A 16,332-nucleotide genomic window follows, 5' to 3' on the forward strand; every position below is an offset into this window, starting at 1 on the left:
CGAGCCAGCGCCAATGCCGATACGATGAAATTCTCTGTCTTTCTGCTCGGAGCCGGAACCATCGCCGTGATGCTGATGGGCGCGGCACAGGTCAAGGGCACGCTGACGAACGCGCCGATCGCCGCGCTGGCCCCGGGTTTTCACGCCGATGGCGATCATTTTGGCGGCAGGCCCTGCGCCGAGCCGTGCGCCGAGTTGTTCCAGGGCTATGCATGGGCGCTGATGCACGACGTGCGCCATGCCAGGTCCTGCGAAGCGGTACAGCCGGACTTTCGCGCCGGCTGCATGCAGTACGTCGATGATCTGAACATGCGGCGCAGCGCCCGGGCCGTGGCGCAGCGCCAATCCGGCCCATCCGACATCCCGGCGACGGGCGGGTCCGCGAAACCGATCGGACCCACGCCGACGCTGGTGCTGCCAGTCTCTACATCCGGTACCGCAACGTCGCCATGACGCTGCGCGGCGCGCCCGGCAGGTTCAGGTTCGGGCTCGAACCGTGGCCCGAGACGATATAGCCCTTGTCGAACAGGTTGTACAGGTTCAGCTGCAGCTCCATCGGTCCGCGCCGGTACCACGCCATCATGTCGGCCGTGACATAGCCGGGCAGCGTCACCGTGTTCTGCGGATCGGCCATGCGCGCGCCGACGAGGTTCAGGCCGCCGCCGATGCCGAAGCCGTGCCCCAGCTCCTTGGTGACCCAGACATTGCCGCTATGGCGCGGTGTCAGCGTGGCGCGCTTGCCTTCGAGCGCGCTGGTCGAGCGGGTGACCTGCGCGTCGAGGAAGGCGTAGCCGGCCAACACCTTCAGGCCCCGGCCCAGATCGCCGGCGACGGTCAGCTCGGCGCCGTCGGTCCGCTGTTCCCCGATCGGCATCAGCGCGGTGCCGGTGGCGTTCGCGACCTTGATATTGGTCCGTTCCAGCCGGAATACCGACACCGTGGTGCTGAGGCGGCCATCGAGGAAATCGTATTTGGCGCCGATCTCGGTATTGCTGGTTTTTTCCGGGGCGAGCTCGGCGTTATTGGCGGCCAGCGAGAAGGCTTCGCCCGACGGCTGGAACGAACGGCTCCATGACAGGTAGTACGACTGTGTCTTCGACGGCTGCCACACCAGGCCCGCGCGCGGGCTCCACGCGTTGTCGGTACGCGCCAGGCCGCGCTGGTTCGGGCGGCGGTCGACGGTCTCCTGCTCGAAGCGGTCGTAGCGGATGCCGACCAGCGCCTTCCACTGCTCGCTCAGCGTGATCATGTCCTGGGTGTAGAGGCCCAGCGTCTTGAAGGTGCCTCGGTTGGTGGTGCCCGGCGTGCCGCCGAGCAGCCGCGGCAGCGTCGGTAGCACCGGATGGAACAAGTCCACGGTGGCGACGTTGTTGCGCGAATAGTTGACCAGGTCCTTGTTCTGCTGGCCGACCTCGACGCCGTACAGCAGTTCGTGCTTCATGCCGAACAGCGTTGCCTTCTGCGTCAGGTCCGTCTGGTTGAACCAGCCGTGCTCCTCGCGGTAGACGTTGGAGCGGTTCAGCGACACCGTGCGCCGCGCCGCGTTGACGGTGCCCGGCAGCGTGTTGTTGCGGTCCAGCGAATAGTGGTAGTAGCGCGTCGCGTTGCGGATCGACCAGTTGTCGTTGAAGCGATGCGTCAGCGTGGCGGTGCCCGAGTACACGCGCGACTGGCTGTAGTCGGCGTCGCGTGCATTGGCCGCGCCGTAGTAGGTGGACGCCGGCACCTCGACCGGACGGCCGTTGAACGCCGGGATGCCGAAGTCGGTCACGCGCCGGTCTTCCAGATAGTCGGCCTGCAGCAGCAGCTTGGTGTTCGGCGCGAGCTTCAGGTCCAGCGACGGCGCGATCGCGGTGCGGTCCAGAAACTGCTGCGAGCGGTAGCTGTCGGCGCGCTGCACCGCGCCGGTGATGCGGAACGCCGCCGCGCCGTCGCCGAACACCCGGCCGACGTCGACCTCGCCGCGCCGGTCCGCCCACGAGCCGTAACTGAGGCTCAGGTCGGTGATGTCCAGGCCCGGCTTCTTCGTCACGCGGTTGATCAGGCCGCCCGACGAGCCGCGGCCGTACAGCACGGCGGCCGGTCCCTTGATCACCTCGATCCGCTCGACGTTCGACAGGTCGCGGAAATACAGCGCGTCGTCGCGGATGCCGTCGACGAACTGGTCGGCGATCGCGGTGAAGCCGCGAATCGTCACCTGGTCGCGCTGTCCATCCCCATGCGAGAAGCCCACCCCCGGCACATTCTTCAGCGTGTCCTGGATCGAGGTCGCGTGCTGGTCGCGCATGACTTCGGCGGTCACCACGTTCACGGTCTGCGGCACGTCGCGCAGCGGCACGTCCATCTTGGTGGCGGTGACGGTATCGGGCGGGTTGTAGCCCTCGCCCAGCTCCCGGCTTGCGCTGGCCTTGACCTTCACTTCGGGCAGCGTTTCAGTGGCCTGGGCCCGGACGGCGGCAGGGGAAAGAACGGAGGCCGCCAGCAGGGCGGCGGTGATCGGGTGACGCTTGGCTCGCATTTTGTAATGAACTGTAATATTTTGACGGAATGCGAATTATTATCATTACAAGATATGCGGTCAACTGCCTAATCACCCATTCGTGGGGTGCGGCCAACGCAGCGTCCGCGGGCAAGTGTCTCTTTCGGTACTCCGGGATCACGGTGGACGGCGATGAACGGCGCGTGAAGCGGCGAAGAATTCACGGCCAGCACCGTTCAGGAACACGCGGCGGGCGTATGCTTGCACGGTAGTCAGCCGTCCTGTCACCCATGTCACCGCTTCGCTCGCCCCGCCAGTCTTCCACTTCCCGTGATCCGCGCAGTTCCTCGCCGTTTCGCCATTTCCGCCGCTTCTTGCCCGATCCCGAACGGTTGCAACAGCACCGGTGGCTGCGCTGGATGGGGCCGATCCTGCAGCACCCCCGTCTATGGCATGTCAGCCGACGCGGCATCGCGCTTGGCGTCGCGCTAGGCCTGTTCTTCGGCCTGCTGCTGCCGATCGCGCAAATCCCGATGAGCGGCGCGGTGGCGGTCGCGTTGCGTGCCAACGTACCGGCCGCGGTGGCCAGCACCTTCGTCAGCAATCCATTGACCTTCGGCCCGATCTACTACGCCGCGTGGCGGCTGGGCAGCGCGGTGCTGGGAGAAGGCGGCCCGCCGCCGGCGCCGGAAGCGCTGGCGGCGGTCGCGGAACCGGGCGCGATGGTCAATCTCGTTCCGGGAGGTGCCGCGCCGGCGGCACAGCCGGCCCAAGTGGAAAAGGAGAGCTGGTGGACGGAAACCCGCCGCCGCCTGCTGGGCGTCGGCAAACCGCTGCTGCTGGGCCTGGCGCTGATGGCCACCGTGACCAGCGTGTTGTTCTATTTCGGCGTGTCGTGGGTGTGGGCGCTGCGCACGCGCCGGATCCGGCGCCGGCGTGTGAAAGCGGCGCAGGCCGAAGCAAAACTGGGTGGCGGTGGCCCGCGCGCCAAGCCGTGAACAAGGCAGCTATCGGTCGCCCGGGTGGCCTTTTCGGCAAGTGATGCCCGCGGTTTTGCTTTAGCTGTTGCTTTCCGGCATACGCATTTCTACCTAATGTTGCATTGCGTCAATTCTTTGCCTACAATTCGGGAAAACCCCATAAGGGTTATCCCTGAAAGGAAGGACGCCATGAACACCCAATCCGATATCAAGCTGACCGATCAACTGGAACGTGACCTGATCGAGCGTGAACTCGACGCTCCGCGCCTGGGCTTCGCCTACGACGTCAAGCGCGCCATCGCCGCCGTGCAAGGCGTGCTGGCCCGCCTGCAGTCGGACGCCCGCAAGGCCAAGATCGTCTTCGCGAACGGCTAAGCAGCCGGCTCGACCCCTGCATCGCGATAGTCCCCCGCTGTCGCGCTGCAGTAAGCAGTAGGGTCGGCCAATCAAAAACCGGTCCGGTATCGGCCTCGCAGCAATGCGCTGCGGGACCGATGCCGGGCCGGTTTTTTGTTGGGCCGATCAGCGTGTGCTGCTTTCCGATTCGTTCGGCGTTCCGTTCGTACCGTCGCCGGCGGCCGCTTCCGCGTGTGCAGGGACTGAGGCGGGGCGGCTCACCGCTGCCGCGGCGGGACGCGGCTGCCACGACACGCTGATGTCGCCGTTGACGAAGGTCTGGCAGGCCAGCCGGTGGCCGCTCGCCAGCTCCTGCTCGGTCAGCAGTTTTCTCTCCTTGGCCTTGACCTCGTCGGTGTGCTCGAGGCCGCTGTCGATGTGGCACTTGCAGGTCCCGCAAAGGCCGCCGCCGCACTTGAACGGGATGCCGCCCTGTTCGCGCAGCGAGACGCGCAGCAGGTTGCTGTTGGGCGGGGCGGTGGCGGTCTTGCCGTTGTTGCTGACGAAGGTGATCTGGATCATGGCGATGCGCTGCGAGAGAGCGTGTTCGGGATTTCGGGATTTCGGGATTTCGGGATGTCGGATCAGATGGCGACCAGCGTCAGTTCCATGCTGCCGAACGAGGCGAGCCGGCGCAGTTCCTCGCGCGCCGCTTCGACGGTGGCGTACTTGTCCAGGAACTTGGTCGGGACGTGGTTGACGATGCCGGGCGGCGTTTCCTCGACCACGCGGACCTTGGCCTCGTGCTCGAGCCGGGCGATGACGAAGCGCACGGTGGGTTTGCCGTAGAAGCGGTACTCGTAGCGTTCCACCGGCGTGACGCCGTCGACCGGCTCGGTGCGGAACTGGCCGGGGCGGCTGGTCAGGATCACGTACATGGCTTGCGACTCACGATGCAGGCCATCAGGCCTTGATGCCGGCCGGTACGCGGCCCGCGGCGCCGGCGGCTTCCTCGGCCGGCGACAGTTCATCCTGCGCCAGCTCGATGTCGTGTTCGATCCAGAGCTGGCAGATCAGCCGGTAGCCCTGCTCGAGCCGCTCGCCCAGCTGCTTTTTCTCTTTCCAGTTCGGCGGCGGCAAATGTTCGGCGCCGGAGAGCACGCGGCAGGCGCATTTCGAGCACTTGCCCATGCCGCACTCGTAGCGCAGGTTCGGATAGGGAAACTGCCGGATCCCGGCGCGCACGACCAGATTGGTACGAGGTGCGACCTCGTCGCTGTGAACCTGGCCGTGCCGGTGAAGAAGAACCTTGGGCATGATGTCGTCCTGCTTGTTGCTGTCTACTTGGCTATCTGTCTAGCTATCTGCGGATGGGAGGCGAGGGCGGCGGCCGCTCAGGACCACAGCAGCATCGCGGCCACGGTCGAACACGCCAGCCCGATCACCACCGGAATCAGCAGCGCGCGCACCGCGTCGAGCACCGGCACCCGGGCGAAGCCGGCCACCGCGATCAGCGAGGACCAGGCGATCAGCGTGCCGCCACCGGTCCAGACCGCGCCCATCTGGCCGACCGCCGCCAGCGTGGCCGGATCGAAGCCCACCACCGGGCCCAGTGCGCCGGCCAGCGTGCCGGTCAGCGGCAGGCCGGCGAAGCCGGAGCCGTCGATGCCGGTGATCATGCCGACCAGCAGCACGCCGAACGCGACCAGCATGTGGTTGTCGGGAATCAGGTGCTGATACGACTGGATCAGTTCGAACAGCAGGCTCGGGGCCTTGCCTGGCGGCAGGCCGAGGATCTGCGCGGCAGTCTCGCCGGCGCCGACGAAGAAGAAGCCGGCGATCGGCAGCACCGAACCCATCGCCTTGAAGGCGAACACGAAACCGTCGGTGATGTGCTCGGGGCAGACATCCAGCATCCGGCGCGGGCCTTCGGCGGCCAGCGTCGCCAGCATCATCAGCACCGCGGCCACGCCGCCGACCAGAGCGGCGGCCTCGCCCCCCTTCAGGTCCTGCACGCCGGTGCCGAGCTTGGGCAGCACCATCACGGTGACCACGGCCAGGAAGGCGATCGGCGTCACGATGGCAAAGCACTTCGACCATTTGATCCGCTTGCGCTCGACCATCGACAGGCTGGCCTCGATATTCGATTCGGTGGCCAGCGGCTCCTCATGCGCGGTGGCGCGGGCGATCTCCGCCTTGTCGAAGGTGCCACCGCCGCCGCCGTCGTCACCTAAGCCCAGCGCGGCCCCGCTGGCGCGCTGTTGCCAGCGGTCCAGCAGCGTGCCGCTGGCCGGGACGATGTGCTTGCGCATCGACAGGTAGGCCAAACACAGCGCGATCGCGCCGGTGATGATCGACAGCGTCAGCGCGCGGTCGGCGACCACGGCCGCGCTGACTGCGGCGCCGGCCGCCTTGGCGCTGATGCCCGGGGCGACGCCGATCACATAGTCCGACGACAGCGCCATGCCCTGGCCGGCAATCGCGATCGCCATCGCGCCCGCCAGCGGCGGCAGTCCGGCCGCGATTGCCGCTGGCAGCAGGATCGCGGAGACCAGCGGCACCGCGGGCGTGGGCCAGAAGAACAGCGAAATCACATAGGTCACGCCGGCCAGGATGAAGAAGGCGCTGTGGCCGTTCTTCATCACCACGCGAAACGGCTCGACCATGCGGATATCCGAGCGCAGCGTCTTCAGCGCGTTGAGCAGCGCGGTCATGAAGGCGATGACCAGGAAGATATTGAACAGCTCCTTGGCGGCCACCAGGCTGGCCGAGAACACGCCCGCCAACGCGGATACCGGGCTGCCGGTCAGCGCGAACACGACCAGCGCGGTCCCCACGATGGAGGGCACGACGACATTGGCGCGCAGGATCATCGTCAGCACGATGACCGCGACCCCCATGAGATATATCCAGTGCGCGGCACCGATCACGACTTCGTGTTGCATGAAAGCTCCGTGGGGCGAGAGGGTGGTTCGTGAAGCTCGACCGTCCTTCGGGTGGGGGTCTGGACGGTATACTATATTCCGTATCGCTATGTCGCCAAGCGAAATCGTATACGGATATACGCTGATACCGGGGTGGGGTTTGATCCCGGAAAGGCGCACCAGAACTGGGATTCGTGCACCCCAGGAAACACCGTTGCGGTGCCTGCGCTCGGGGAATGGCTTGCGCTTTGATTCGCGTCGTGTGTAGACTGTATACCAACAACCGCTAGTCAGGTATTCCGCCGCCGGCAGTTGACGACGCGACGTGCGGCCGCGCCGCCGTCCGTGCTGCTCCCACTCCTTTCCGTCATGACCACCACGCTGCCCGCGTTGATTGCCAGTCTGTCGCCGACGCTGTCGCCGGCCACGTCCTTGCTGCCGGCCGTGCCGCTGTCCGAGTACGGCTGGATGGGTGCGACGATCTTCGCCGGTGCCTGCCTGCAGGGCGTGGGCGGCATCGGCTTCGCGATGCTGGCGGCACCGCTGGCCGCGATGTTCTTTCCGCAGCTGGTGCCGGGGCCGCTGTTGGCGATGGGCGGCTGCCTGTCGCTGCTGGCCGCGCTGCGCGAGCGCGAGGCGATTGCCTGGCGTTTGACCGGAACCGCGTTGCTGGGCCGCACGCTCGGCGGCCTGATCGGCGTGCTGGCCATTGCCTGGCTGCGGCCGCAGTGGCTGGCGGTGGTGTTTTCGTTGTCGATCCTGCTGGCGGTGGCGCTCAGCGCCCTTGGCTGGCGCGTGCGGCCCTCCGCTGGGAATCTGGCCATCGCCGGCACCGCGTCCGGCTTCATGGCGACGCTGACGTCGGCGGGCGCGCCGCCGTTCGCCATCGTGATGCAGCACATGAGTCCGGCGGCGATGCGCGCGACGGTCGGCTGCATTCTCGGTGGCGGCGCCGTGTTGTCGCTGGCGATGCTGGCCGGCGCGGGACGCTTCGGTATTGCGGACCTGACGTTGAGCGCGCTGCTGGCGCCGTTCCTGCTCGCCGGGTTTGCGGTGTCGAGCCGGCTCAAGGCGCGTGTGTCGGCGGTGGCCGTGCGCCGGTTGCTGCTGGCTTTGTGCGCGGCGGGCGCGATCGCCGTGCTGGTCAAGGTGGTGGTGCAGGGCTGAGCTGCCTGGCCCCCTCTACCTCGCTTCAACTTCAACTACATCCATCCACCATCGCAGGAGACCCGATGCAGCACATCACAGACGAAATGGTCGATCGCCACGTCGCGCCGGAAGACGTGCAACGCATCATGCTGGAGGCGTTCCGCAGCTTCGGCCAAGGCAAAGCCGCCATGCAGCAGCGCATCCGTACCGAGGCGGGCGGCGTCAAGCTGTCGACGCTGGGCGCGGTGATACCGGATCAGGGCGTGGCCGGCGCCAAGGTCTACACGACCATCGACGGGCAGTTTTCCTTCGTGATCCTGCTGTTCTCGACCGAGGATGGACGGCCGCTGGCGTCGTTCGATGCGGGCGCGATCACGGGGCTGCGCACCGCAGCTTGCACGGTGGTCGCGGCGCGCCATCTGGCGCGGCCCGATGTCCGTACGCTGGCGCTGTTCGGTGCCGGCACGCAGGGCGCCGCGCACGCGAGGCAGTTGAGCGCCGCGTTGCCGCTGGAGCGCATCCTGCTGTGCGATCCGTATGCGCCGGCCGATCTGCCGGAGCGGCTGAGCCAGAGCTGCGGCATTCCGGTGCTCGTGACGGAGAACGAGGCTGCGGTGCGAGAGGCCGACATCGTCGTCACGGCATCGCGCTCGACCACGCCGCTGTTTTCCGGGGAGGCGATCAAGCCCGGGGCATTCGTGGCGGCGATCGGTTCCAGCCTGCCGCATACGCGCGAACTCGACGACGTGGCGCTGTCGCGCGCGTCGGCCGTGGTCGTCGAATGGAAGCCGCAGTCCACGCGCGAAGCCGGCGACATCGTGATGGCGGGGCAAGGCGTGCTGCCCGAATCGAAGCTGGTCGAACTGGCCGATGTCGTGCTGGAGCGCGCGCAGCCCCGGCGCAGCGACGACGACATCGTCATCTACAAGTCCGTGGGCGTGGGCCTGGAAGATGTGGCACTGGCCGGGCTGGCGTGGCAGCGGGTGCAGGCGGCTGCGCGATGAGTCGTTAAGCCACTGGGTCCCCGCCTGCGCGGGGACGACATGGAAGTGTTCCGTCGTCCCCGCGAACGCGGGGACCCAGCGACTTGCTTCGCGGCCGAACTCCGACTCGCCAGAAACCCAAGGTAAACCCCGACGAATAAAGCCGCCCAGGCCCTTGTCCGTCCCGCTTAAGTGTATATAGTATACAAACATCGGACGAACGATCCGTCCGACCCAACCATCCCGAACCGTCAGCCAACAAGGAGCCCCACATGGCCGAACTGATGAACCGAGAAGAATTCCGCGCCGCGCTGGAAGAAGCGATCAAGGGCAAAAGCGCCAACCAGGCGCCGTTCAGCAAGGCCTGGGCCACCGGCAAGCTGAGCCGCGCGCATCTGGCCCGCTGGGCCGAGAACCACTATCACTATGTCGGGCCGTTTGCCGATTACCTGGGCTACATCTACGCCCGGATGCCGGATCGGTATACCGAGGCCAAGGATTTCCTGCTGGCCAATATGTACGAAGAGGAAATCGGCGGCGATCGCCACACCGACCTGCTGATCCGCTTCGCCGAGGCCTGCGGCACGACCCGTGAGCGCGTGATCGATCCCGACAACATGTCGTCGACCACGCGCGGCCTGCAGTCGTGGTGCTATGCGGTGGCGATGCGCGAGGACCCGATCGTCGCGGTGGCCGGCCTGGTGGTCGGGCTGGAGTCGCAGGTGCCGTCGATCTACCGCAAGCAGACGCCGACGCTGCGCGAGAAGTACCAGTTCACCGACGAGGAGGTCGAGTTCTTCGACCTGCATATCGTCTCGGACGAGATCCATGGCGAACGCGGCTACCAGATCGTGCTCGAGCACGCGAACACGCCCGAGCTGCAGCAGCGCTGCCTGAAGATCTGCGAGATCGGCGCCCAGATGCGGCTGCTCTATACGACCGCGCTGTACTACGACTACGTCGCGCATGAGCTGCCGCTGCCCGAGCTGGAAATGGCTGCCTGAGCGCGACGCTCGAACCGTGCCGCGCGGCGCCTACCGGCGCCGCGCTCTTTCCCTGACCGCCTGATGAGCGCCGCAAAGATGGAACCGTTCTACAACTACATCGATGGCGAATGGACCGCGTGCCAGTCCGGCCGAACCTTCGACAACATCAATCCCGCCGATACGAACGAAGTGGTGGGCCGCTTCCAGGCATCCGCCGCCGAAGATGGCCAGGCCGCAGTGGCGGCCGCCGCCGCCGCGTTCGAGGGCTGGAAGAACACGCCGATCGGCCGCCGCGCGGCCATCCTGAACCGCGCCGCGCAGCAGCTCGAAGCCAATGCCGACAGCGTCGCGCGCGAACTGACGCGCGAAGAGGGCAAGGCGTTGAGCCTGGCGCGCGACGAGGTCCTGCGCTCGGCGCAGACGCTGCGCTTCTATGCCGTCGAAGGCCAGACCTTCACCGGCGAATCGTTCCCCAACGACGACGGCGACATGCTGGTCTACACGCAGCGCGAGCCGCTGGGCGTGGCGACGGTGATCTCGCCGTGGAATTTCCCGATCTCGATCCCGGCACGCAAGATCGCGCCGGCGCTGATCACAGGCAATACCGTGGTGTTCAAGCCGTCGTCCGATGCGCCGCTGAGCGGCTATCGCTTGGCCGAGGCGCTGATCGACGCGGGCCTGCCCAAGGGCGTGCTGAACTTCATCACCGGCAGCGCCGCCGACGTGGGAGCCGCGATCACGCAAGCCCCGGCCGTGCGTGCGATCTCGTTCACTGGCTCGACCCGCGCCGGCGAGCAGATCCATCGCTCGGTGCCGCTGACCACGCGCACGCAGATGGAGCTGGGCGGCAAGAATCCGCTGCTGGTGATGGAGGACGCGGATCTCGACCAGGCCGTCGGACTGACGATCAAGGGCGGTTTCTCGCTCAGCGGCCAGGCCTGCACCGGTACCAGCCGCGTGCTGGTCGCCGAGTCCGTGCGCGACGCCTATACCGAGAAGCTGCTGGCCCGCGTCAAGACACTGAAGATCGGCAGCGGCCTGACGCCCGGCATGGACCTGGGTCCGCTGGCCACGCGCAACCAGCTCGACAACGTGCTGCGCTATATCGACATCGGCAAGTCCGAGGCGACCCTGCTGTGCGGCGGCGAGCGGCTCGGCGGTCCGGAGTTCGACAACGGCTTCTACGTGTCGCCCGCCGTCTTCACCGATGTCACGCAGGACATGCGCATCGCGCAAGAGGAGATCTTCGGGCCGGTGATCGCGATCATCGCGTTCAGCGACTACGCCGACGCGATCGCCAAGGCCAACGACAGCGAGTACGGCCTGGCCGCGGCGATCGTCACGCGCAATCCGCGCTACATGCATCGCTTCGCCGCCGACATCGAGGCCGGCACCGTCAAGATCAACCGCACCACCACCGGCAATCTGGTCAACGCGCCGTTCGGCGGGCTGAAGCGCTCCAGCACCTCGACCTTCCGCGAGTCCGGCCGCACCGGCCTCGAGTTCTATACCCAGATCAAGACCGTCTACCGCGGCCTGTAAGCACTACGTATCGCAGCATCGCAGCATCGCTACACCGTATCGACCAGGAGAACATCGCATGAAACAAGCCATCAAGCTCGAACTGCGCGAAGCGCGCCATATGGTGGCCGCGGCCATCGCCAAGTCCGAGGAGATCGGCGTGCTCGAATCCATCTGCGTGGTGGACGAGGGCGGCTATCCGCTGGTGCTGGAGCGGATGGACGGCGCCCGTATCACCGGGCCGCAGATCGCCTGGAACAAGGCCTTTACCGCGGCCGGCCACAAGCGCTCGACCCATCTGTTCACCACGCCGCCGAACGGGCCCGCGCTGCCCGGCAACGAAGCCTTCGGCATCCAGTGGAGCTTCGAGGGCAAGTTCGCCGCCTTTGTCGGCGGTTTTCCGATCGTCGTCAACGAGCAGGTGATCGGCGGCATCGGGCTGAGCGGCGGCAACGGCGAACAGGACACGCAGGCGGGCCTCGCCGCGCTGCAGGCGCTGCAGGAATTGCTGGCACCGCAGGACCTGAAGGTGGTGGTGCAGGCCGATATCAAGCGCTGAACCGAGCGCTGACCCAAGCGCTGCACGAAGCGCTGAACCCCCGCCGCATCCTTCAACCGGCCATTCGGAACGCATCATGTCTCACCGCATCCAGATCCTCGAAACGCAGCAGGCCTTTTTTGTCGAGCGAGGCGAAACGCTGCTGCAGGCCGCGCTCAAGGCCGGTATCGCGCTGCCGCACGATTGCCAGCTGGGCGGCTGCGGCACCTGCCGGATGAAGCTCGTCGAAGGCGAGGTCCGCTACGAGGAAGAGCCGATGGGGCTGGCGCCCGACGAGGCGGCGGCGGGCTATGCGCTGGCCTGCCAGGCGCAGCCGGTTGGGGATTTGGTGATCAGCACCGCGCGCGAGGACGAAGCCTGCGCCGAGCCGATGCGGCATCGCGCGCGGATCGAACAGGTTCTTCCGCTGACGCCGACCGTGCTGCAGGTCCGGCTGGAGGTGCCGGATCTCGACGCGGCGCTGGATTATCGACCGGGCCAGTACCTCAAGCTGATCGCGGCAGAGGGGCAGGCGCGCACTTTCTCGATGGCGTCGGTGCCGCAGGGCGGCAGCATCGAACTGCATGTGCGCCGCATTCCGGGCGGCGCGGTCACCGACCGCATCCTGCCGGGCCTGGCGCCCGGCGATGCGGTCGAAGTCGAGCTGCCGCACGGCAACTTCTTCTATCGCGCGCGCGACTATCGTCCGTTGCTGATGGTCGCCACAGGCACCGGCATCGCGCCGATCAAGGCGATTCTCGAGTCGCTGATGGACGATCCCGATTGCCCGCCGGTATCGCTGTACTGGGGCATGCGGGAGGAGGGCGATCTGTATCTGCACCAGCAGATCGAGGGCTGGGCCGAGCGCCTGTACGACTTCCGCTATGTCCCGGTGCTGTCGCGCGGCGCAGCCGGCTGGCAGGGCCGCCGCGGTTATGTGCACCATGCCGCGGTCGACGATCTCGGCGACCTGTCCGAGCACGCGATCTACCTGTGCGGCTCGCCGGACATGATCCGCGACGCGCGGCAGGCCTTCCTCGATCGCGGCGCCAGCACCGAACATATCTACGCCGACAGTTTCACGTTCCAGCGGGACTGAGGCCCGGCGGCCGTGGAGGGGCGGCGACCGCGCCGCTTCGTTCGGTAGCTGGTATACAATGACGCCAGCCTTTGGCGCGGGCTCGCACCGACCCGGTGCCTCGCCGCAGCGCCTGGGTCCCCGCCAATTCGCGCGCTGTCCAATCCGATCGCCTCGCCATCCGCCATGTCCCTCCGCCCGTCCGTTTCCGCCGCGCCCGATCAGGAAGTCGTGAGCCTGGGCGCCAGCCATTCGCCGCTGTTCGCGCTGGTCACCGACAAGCTGCGTGAGCGCATCCTGAAGGGCGACTACGAGCCGGGCGAACGCCTGGTCGAGAACAAGCTGTCGGCGGAACTGGGTGTGTCGCGCATCCCGGTGCGCGAGGCGCTGCGGGCGCTAGCCAGCGAAGGGCTGGTGCTGATCGAACCGCGCCGCGGCGCCTCGGTGGCCAAGCTGTCGCCCGATATCGTCCGCGAGATGGTGGAGGTGCGCGCCACGCTGGAGGGGCTGAACGCCAAGCTCGCCGCGCAGCGGCGCGATCCCGCGCTGATCGCGGAGCTCGAGGCGGTGTTGCAGCAGGGCATGGAAGCGGCGGCCCAGGGCAAGGCCGACGAACTGCTGACGCTGAATTCGCGTTTTCACGAGGTGCTCGGCAATATCGCCGCCAACAGCGTGCTGCAGGAAATGATGCGCTCGCTGCGTGAGCGTACCGCGGTGCTGTTCGGGCCGGCCAACACGGTGCGCGCCCGCCAGAACTGGGACGAACACGCGCAGATCCTGCAGGCGGTGATCGCCGGCGATGCCGATCTTGCGGCCCTGCTGGCGGCACGGCATGTCTACAGCGCGGCCAAGGCGGCCGAGCTGCCGGTCGGCGAGCAGCACGCCGCCTGACGGCTGTTGCTTGACGCATGTTGTCTGAGGGCTGTTGCGGCCTGACGCCTGTTGACTGACGCCGGCGGCAGGTCCTCCGGTCTCTCTGCCTTTTCTCTTTTCCCTTTCCCGATTCCTCTTTCGCGATTCCTCTGTCGCGATGCACCACGGGCGCGGTGCGCCTTGCCGCCGTGCCCCGGCATCGGCCGCGCGCACGGGTCCGGGGCGTCCGGCGCACCGTCATGGCGCAATGCACAAAAATTGTGTATACTGTCGACTGTTGTAAACGCAATAGAGAAAGACCATGACTTACCGCGACACCAATGCCCGGGCGTCGTACCTGAAGACCCCGGTCGGCCAGCAACTGCTGCGCCACTACGCGGCCCGCGACGCGGTCCGCCACGCGACGCCGCTGATCCCCCTGCGGATCGCCGACGTGCTCCGCTTTGTGCAATGCCTGTTCGGCCGCGCCGGCTGCGGGCATCGCCCGGCATAACGGCGAAGCCGATACAGCGCTCACGTCGTTGCCGCGCAGGCGGGGACCTAGTGTCTTCAGAAGCCGCTGGGTCCCCGCCTACACGGGGATGACGACGGCGCAAGCAATCTGAACCGCCCTTCGGGGCGGTTTTGCTTTTCCGGCCGCTCTTGTGTGCGGCACTGCTTCGAATGCGCGGCACCGCATCGTGCCGCGATCTTCCCGGACCGATTCTTGCGTCCAGCGCCACCCACGTACCGACAGCCCGCCAGCGGTGCGAGGGTTTCCGCCAATGCCGACGAGCCTTGGTCCGCCTTAAACTATTGCATATAGTATACCGACGCAGCACTTAGCCTCGCCTCCGCCAGAGGGGCAGGCGTGCTGCCGTCAGGGTCGCGGCATAAAACAACAGGCAACAACAAGAACAGGAGCCGACGTGAGCCTGCCAACGTCCCCGTCCATCCCGGCCCGCGCCGGTGCTTCCCTGCGCCAGCAAACAGCCGCCGCCCCGCCCGCCGCGCGCTATCGCCCGCTATGGCAGGCCGTCGACGATCTCGCCGAAGGCCGCACCAGCGCCGAGCAACTGCTCGATCTCTGTCACGCCGCCTGGGCCGAACGCAATCAGCTGCTGAACGCCATCGTGCTCGCCGACTTCGATGCCGCCCGGGAGCAGGCGCGCGCCAGCGATGCGCGCCGCCGCAAGGGCAGGGCGCTGGGGCCGCTCGATGGCGTGCCGTTCTCCGTCAAGGAATCGTTCGACGTGGCCGGCTGGCCGACCACCTGCGGCAATCCGGCGCTGCGCGAGCACGTCGCGCAGCGCGACGCCACCGCGGTCCAGCGGCTGCGCGAGGCCGGTGCGGTGCTGGTCGGCAAGACCAATGTGCCGCTCGGCCTGCGCGACTGGCAAAGCTATAACGCGGTCTACGGCACCACACGCAATCCGCACGATCCGTCGCGCACGCCGGGCGGTTCGTCGGGCGGCAGCGCGGCGGCCGTCTGCGCCGGCATGAGCCTGTTCGACATCGGCTCGGACATTGGCTCGTCCCTGCGCAATCCCGCGCACTACTGCGGCGTGTTCTCGCACAAGAGCAGCCACGGCATCGTGCCGCTCAGCGGTCATGGCACCGGCGCGGCGTCGTTCGGCATCCAGGACATCAACGTCGCGGGCCCGATCGCCCGCAGCGCGCGCGATCTCGAACTGGTGCTGCAAGCGATCGCTGGTCCGGAAGGCGCCGACGCGCAGGCTTTTCGACTGGCGTTGCCGCCGTGCCGGATGGATTCGCTGGCGCAATTCCGCGTCGCGGTGCTGCCCTCGCACCCGCAGGCAGAGGCCGACCGCGAGGTCAGCGACTGCATCGAGGGGTTGGGCCGCTGGCTCGAAGGGCAGGGCGCCAGCGTTGCCTGGCATGTACGCCCGTCGTTCGACGCTGAAGAACTGTGGCGTGTCTACGTGCTGCTGCTGCGCGCGACTACCTCGGTCCATATGCCGGACGGCGCGTTCGCGGAAGCCATCCAACAGGCCGAAGCCGCCACGGCCGACGACGCCAGCTACGCGACCCTCCAGCATGTCGGCGCAACGCTCCGCCACCGCGACTGGCTGCTGCTGCAGCACGCACGCGAGCGTTTTGCCGGGGCCTGGCAGCGTTTCTTCGATGACTACGACGTGCTGCTGTGCCCGGCGGCGACGACGACCGCCTTCTCGCTGAACGAATCCGGCGAGCCTTGGCAGCGCCATCTGGATGTCAACGGCAAGCCGCAAGCGATGACGACCCAGCTGTTCTGGGCCGGCCATTCCGGACTGTGCGGACTGCCGTCGACCGTCGCGCCGATCGGCCCCGCCAGCAACGGCCTGCCGGTCGGCGTGCAGATCGTCGCCGGACGCTACCGCGACCTGACCTCGCTGCGCTTCGCCGGCCTGCTCGAGGCGGCGGGCTTCGCCTTCCGGCCGCCGCCGGGCTGAGCACGCTTCGCTGACACCACGCAAACACCAGGCAAACACCCCACCGAATTCGC

The 16,332-nt window shown here is 67.3% G+C and carries 17 protein-coding genes; 12 read left to right on the forward strand and 5 right to left on the reverse strand.

What is annotated here, in order from left to right:
• Positions 1–24: 24 nt before the first annotated feature.
• On the forward strand, positions 25–453 hold the full coding sequence (locus tag B551_RS17085) for a hypothetical protein (RefSeq protein ID WP_006575740.1): 429 nt from the start codon (positions 25–27) through the stop codon (positions 451–453).
• On the opposite strand, the gene B551_RS17090 is transcribed toward B551_RS17085, so the two are convergent.
• On the reverse strand, positions 425–2,518 hold the full coding sequence (locus tag B551_RS17090) for a TonB-dependent siderophore receptor (protein WP_023264627.1): 2,094 nt from the start codon (positions 2,516–2,518) through the stop codon (positions 425–427). The genes B551_RS17085 and B551_RS17090 overlap by 29 nt on opposite strands.
• A gap of 353 nt (positions 2,519–2,871) precedes the next feature.
• On the opposite strand from B551_RS17090, the gene B551_RS17095 reads away from it, so the two are divergent.
• Positions 2,872–3,477, forward strand: a complete 606-nt coding sequence (locus B551_RS17095; RefSeq protein WP_253281374.1) for a DUF2062 domain-containing protein — start codon at positions 2,872–2,874, stop codon at positions 3,475–3,477.
• 171 nt (positions 3,478–3,648) lie between these two features.
• Entirely contained in the window at positions 3,649–3,834 is a 186-nt protein-coding gene (locus B551_RS17100) for a hypothetical protein (RefSeq protein ID WP_006575737.1), read from the forward strand.
• A 147-nt stretch (positions 3,835–3,981) separates the two neighbouring features.
• Here B551_RS17100 and B551_RS17105 read toward each other — a convergent pair whose 3' ends face one another.
• From B551_RS17105 to B551_RS17120, 4 genes are all read right to left on the reverse strand, one after another.
• Entirely contained in the window at positions 3,982–4,377 is a 396-nt protein-coding gene (locus tag B551_RS17105; RefSeq protein WP_006575736.1) for a 2Fe-2S iron-sulfur cluster-binding protein, read from the reverse strand.
• Between the two features lie 62 nt (positions 4,378–4,439).
• Positions 4,440–4,733, reverse strand: coding sequence for a hypothetical protein (locus tag B551_RS17110; protein WP_006575735.1), 294 nt, complete (start codon positions 4,731–4,733; stop codon positions 4,440–4,442).
• A gap of 25 nt (positions 4,734–4,758) precedes the next feature.
• Positions 4,759–5,112, reverse strand: a complete 354-nt coding sequence (locus tag B551_RS17115; protein ID WP_006575734.1) for a 2Fe-2S iron-sulfur cluster-binding protein — start codon at positions 5,110–5,112, stop codon at positions 4,759–4,761.
• A 77-nt stretch (positions 5,113–5,189) separates the two neighbouring features.
• On the reverse strand, positions 5,190–6,740 hold the full coding sequence (locus B551_RS17120) for a hypothetical protein (RefSeq protein ID WP_006575733.1): 1,551 nt from the start codon (positions 6,738–6,740) through the stop codon (positions 5,190–5,192).
• A 348-nt stretch (positions 6,741–7,088) separates the two neighbouring features.
• Between B551_RS17120 and B551_RS17125 the strand changes: the two genes are divergently transcribed.
• From B551_RS17125 to B551_RS17165, 9 genes are all read left to right on the forward strand, one after another.
• Positions 7,089–7,886 carry a sulfite exporter TauE/SafE family protein gene (locus B551_RS17125; protein WP_006575732.1) on the forward strand — a complete coding sequence of 266 codons (798 nt, stop codon included), beginning with the start codon at positions 7,089–7,091 and terminating at the stop codon, positions 7,884–7,886.
• 65 nt (positions 7,887–7,951) lie between these two features.
• Positions 7,952–8,872, forward strand: a complete 921-nt coding sequence (locus B551_RS17130) for an ornithine cyclodeaminase family protein (protein ID WP_006575731.1) — start codon at positions 7,952–7,954, stop codon at positions 8,870–8,872.
• Positions 8,873–9,123: 251 nt separating this feature from the next.
• A complete protein-coding gene (locus B551_RS17135; RefSeq protein WP_006575730.1) occupies positions 9,124–9,855 on the forward strand; it encodes a TenA family transcriptional regulator in 732 nt (243 codons plus the stop codon).
• Between the two features lie 78 nt (positions 9,856–9,933).
• Positions 9,934–11,379, forward strand: a complete 1,446-nt coding sequence (locus B551_RS17140) for an aldehyde dehydrogenase family protein (protein WP_006575729.1) — start codon at positions 9,934–9,936, stop codon at positions 11,377–11,379.
• Positions 11,380–11,437: 58 nt separating this feature from the next.
• Positions 11,438–11,917 (forward strand): heme-binding protein, encoded by a 480-nt coding sequence (locus tag B551_RS17145; protein ID WP_006575728.1) that lies wholly within the window; start codon positions 11,438–11,440, stop codon positions 11,915–11,917.
• 76 nt (positions 11,918–11,993) lie between these two features.
• The gene (locus B551_RS17150) at positions 11,994–12,995 is read left to right on the forward strand and encodes a 2Fe-2S iron-sulfur cluster-binding protein (protein WP_006575727.1); all 1,002 of its coding nucleotides are present in this window, start codon (positions 11,994–11,996) and stop codon (positions 12,993–12,995) included.
• Positions 12,996–13,160: 165 nt separating this feature from the next.
• A complete protein-coding gene (locus B551_RS17155) occupies positions 13,161–13,865 on the forward strand; it encodes a GntR family transcriptional regulator (protein WP_023264630.1) in 705 nt (234 codons plus the stop codon).
• A gap of 283 nt (positions 13,866–14,148) precedes the next feature.
• Positions 14,149–14,340, forward strand: a complete 192-nt coding sequence (locus B551_RS17160) for a hypothetical protein (protein ID WP_006575725.1) — start codon at positions 14,149–14,151, stop codon at positions 14,338–14,340.
• A 463-nt stretch (positions 14,341–14,803) separates the two neighbouring features.
• Positions 14,804–16,279 (forward strand): amidase, encoded by a 1,476-nt coding sequence (locus B551_RS17165; RefSeq protein ID WP_043440562.1) that lies wholly within the window; start codon positions 14,804–14,806, stop codon positions 16,277–16,279.
• The last annotated feature ends 53 nt before the right edge of the window (positions 16,280–16,332 follow it).

The organism is Cupriavidus sp. HPC(L), assembly GCF_000307735.3.
GTDB lineage: Bacteria > Pseudomonadota > Gammaproteobacteria > Burkholderiales > Burkholderiaceae > Cupriavidus.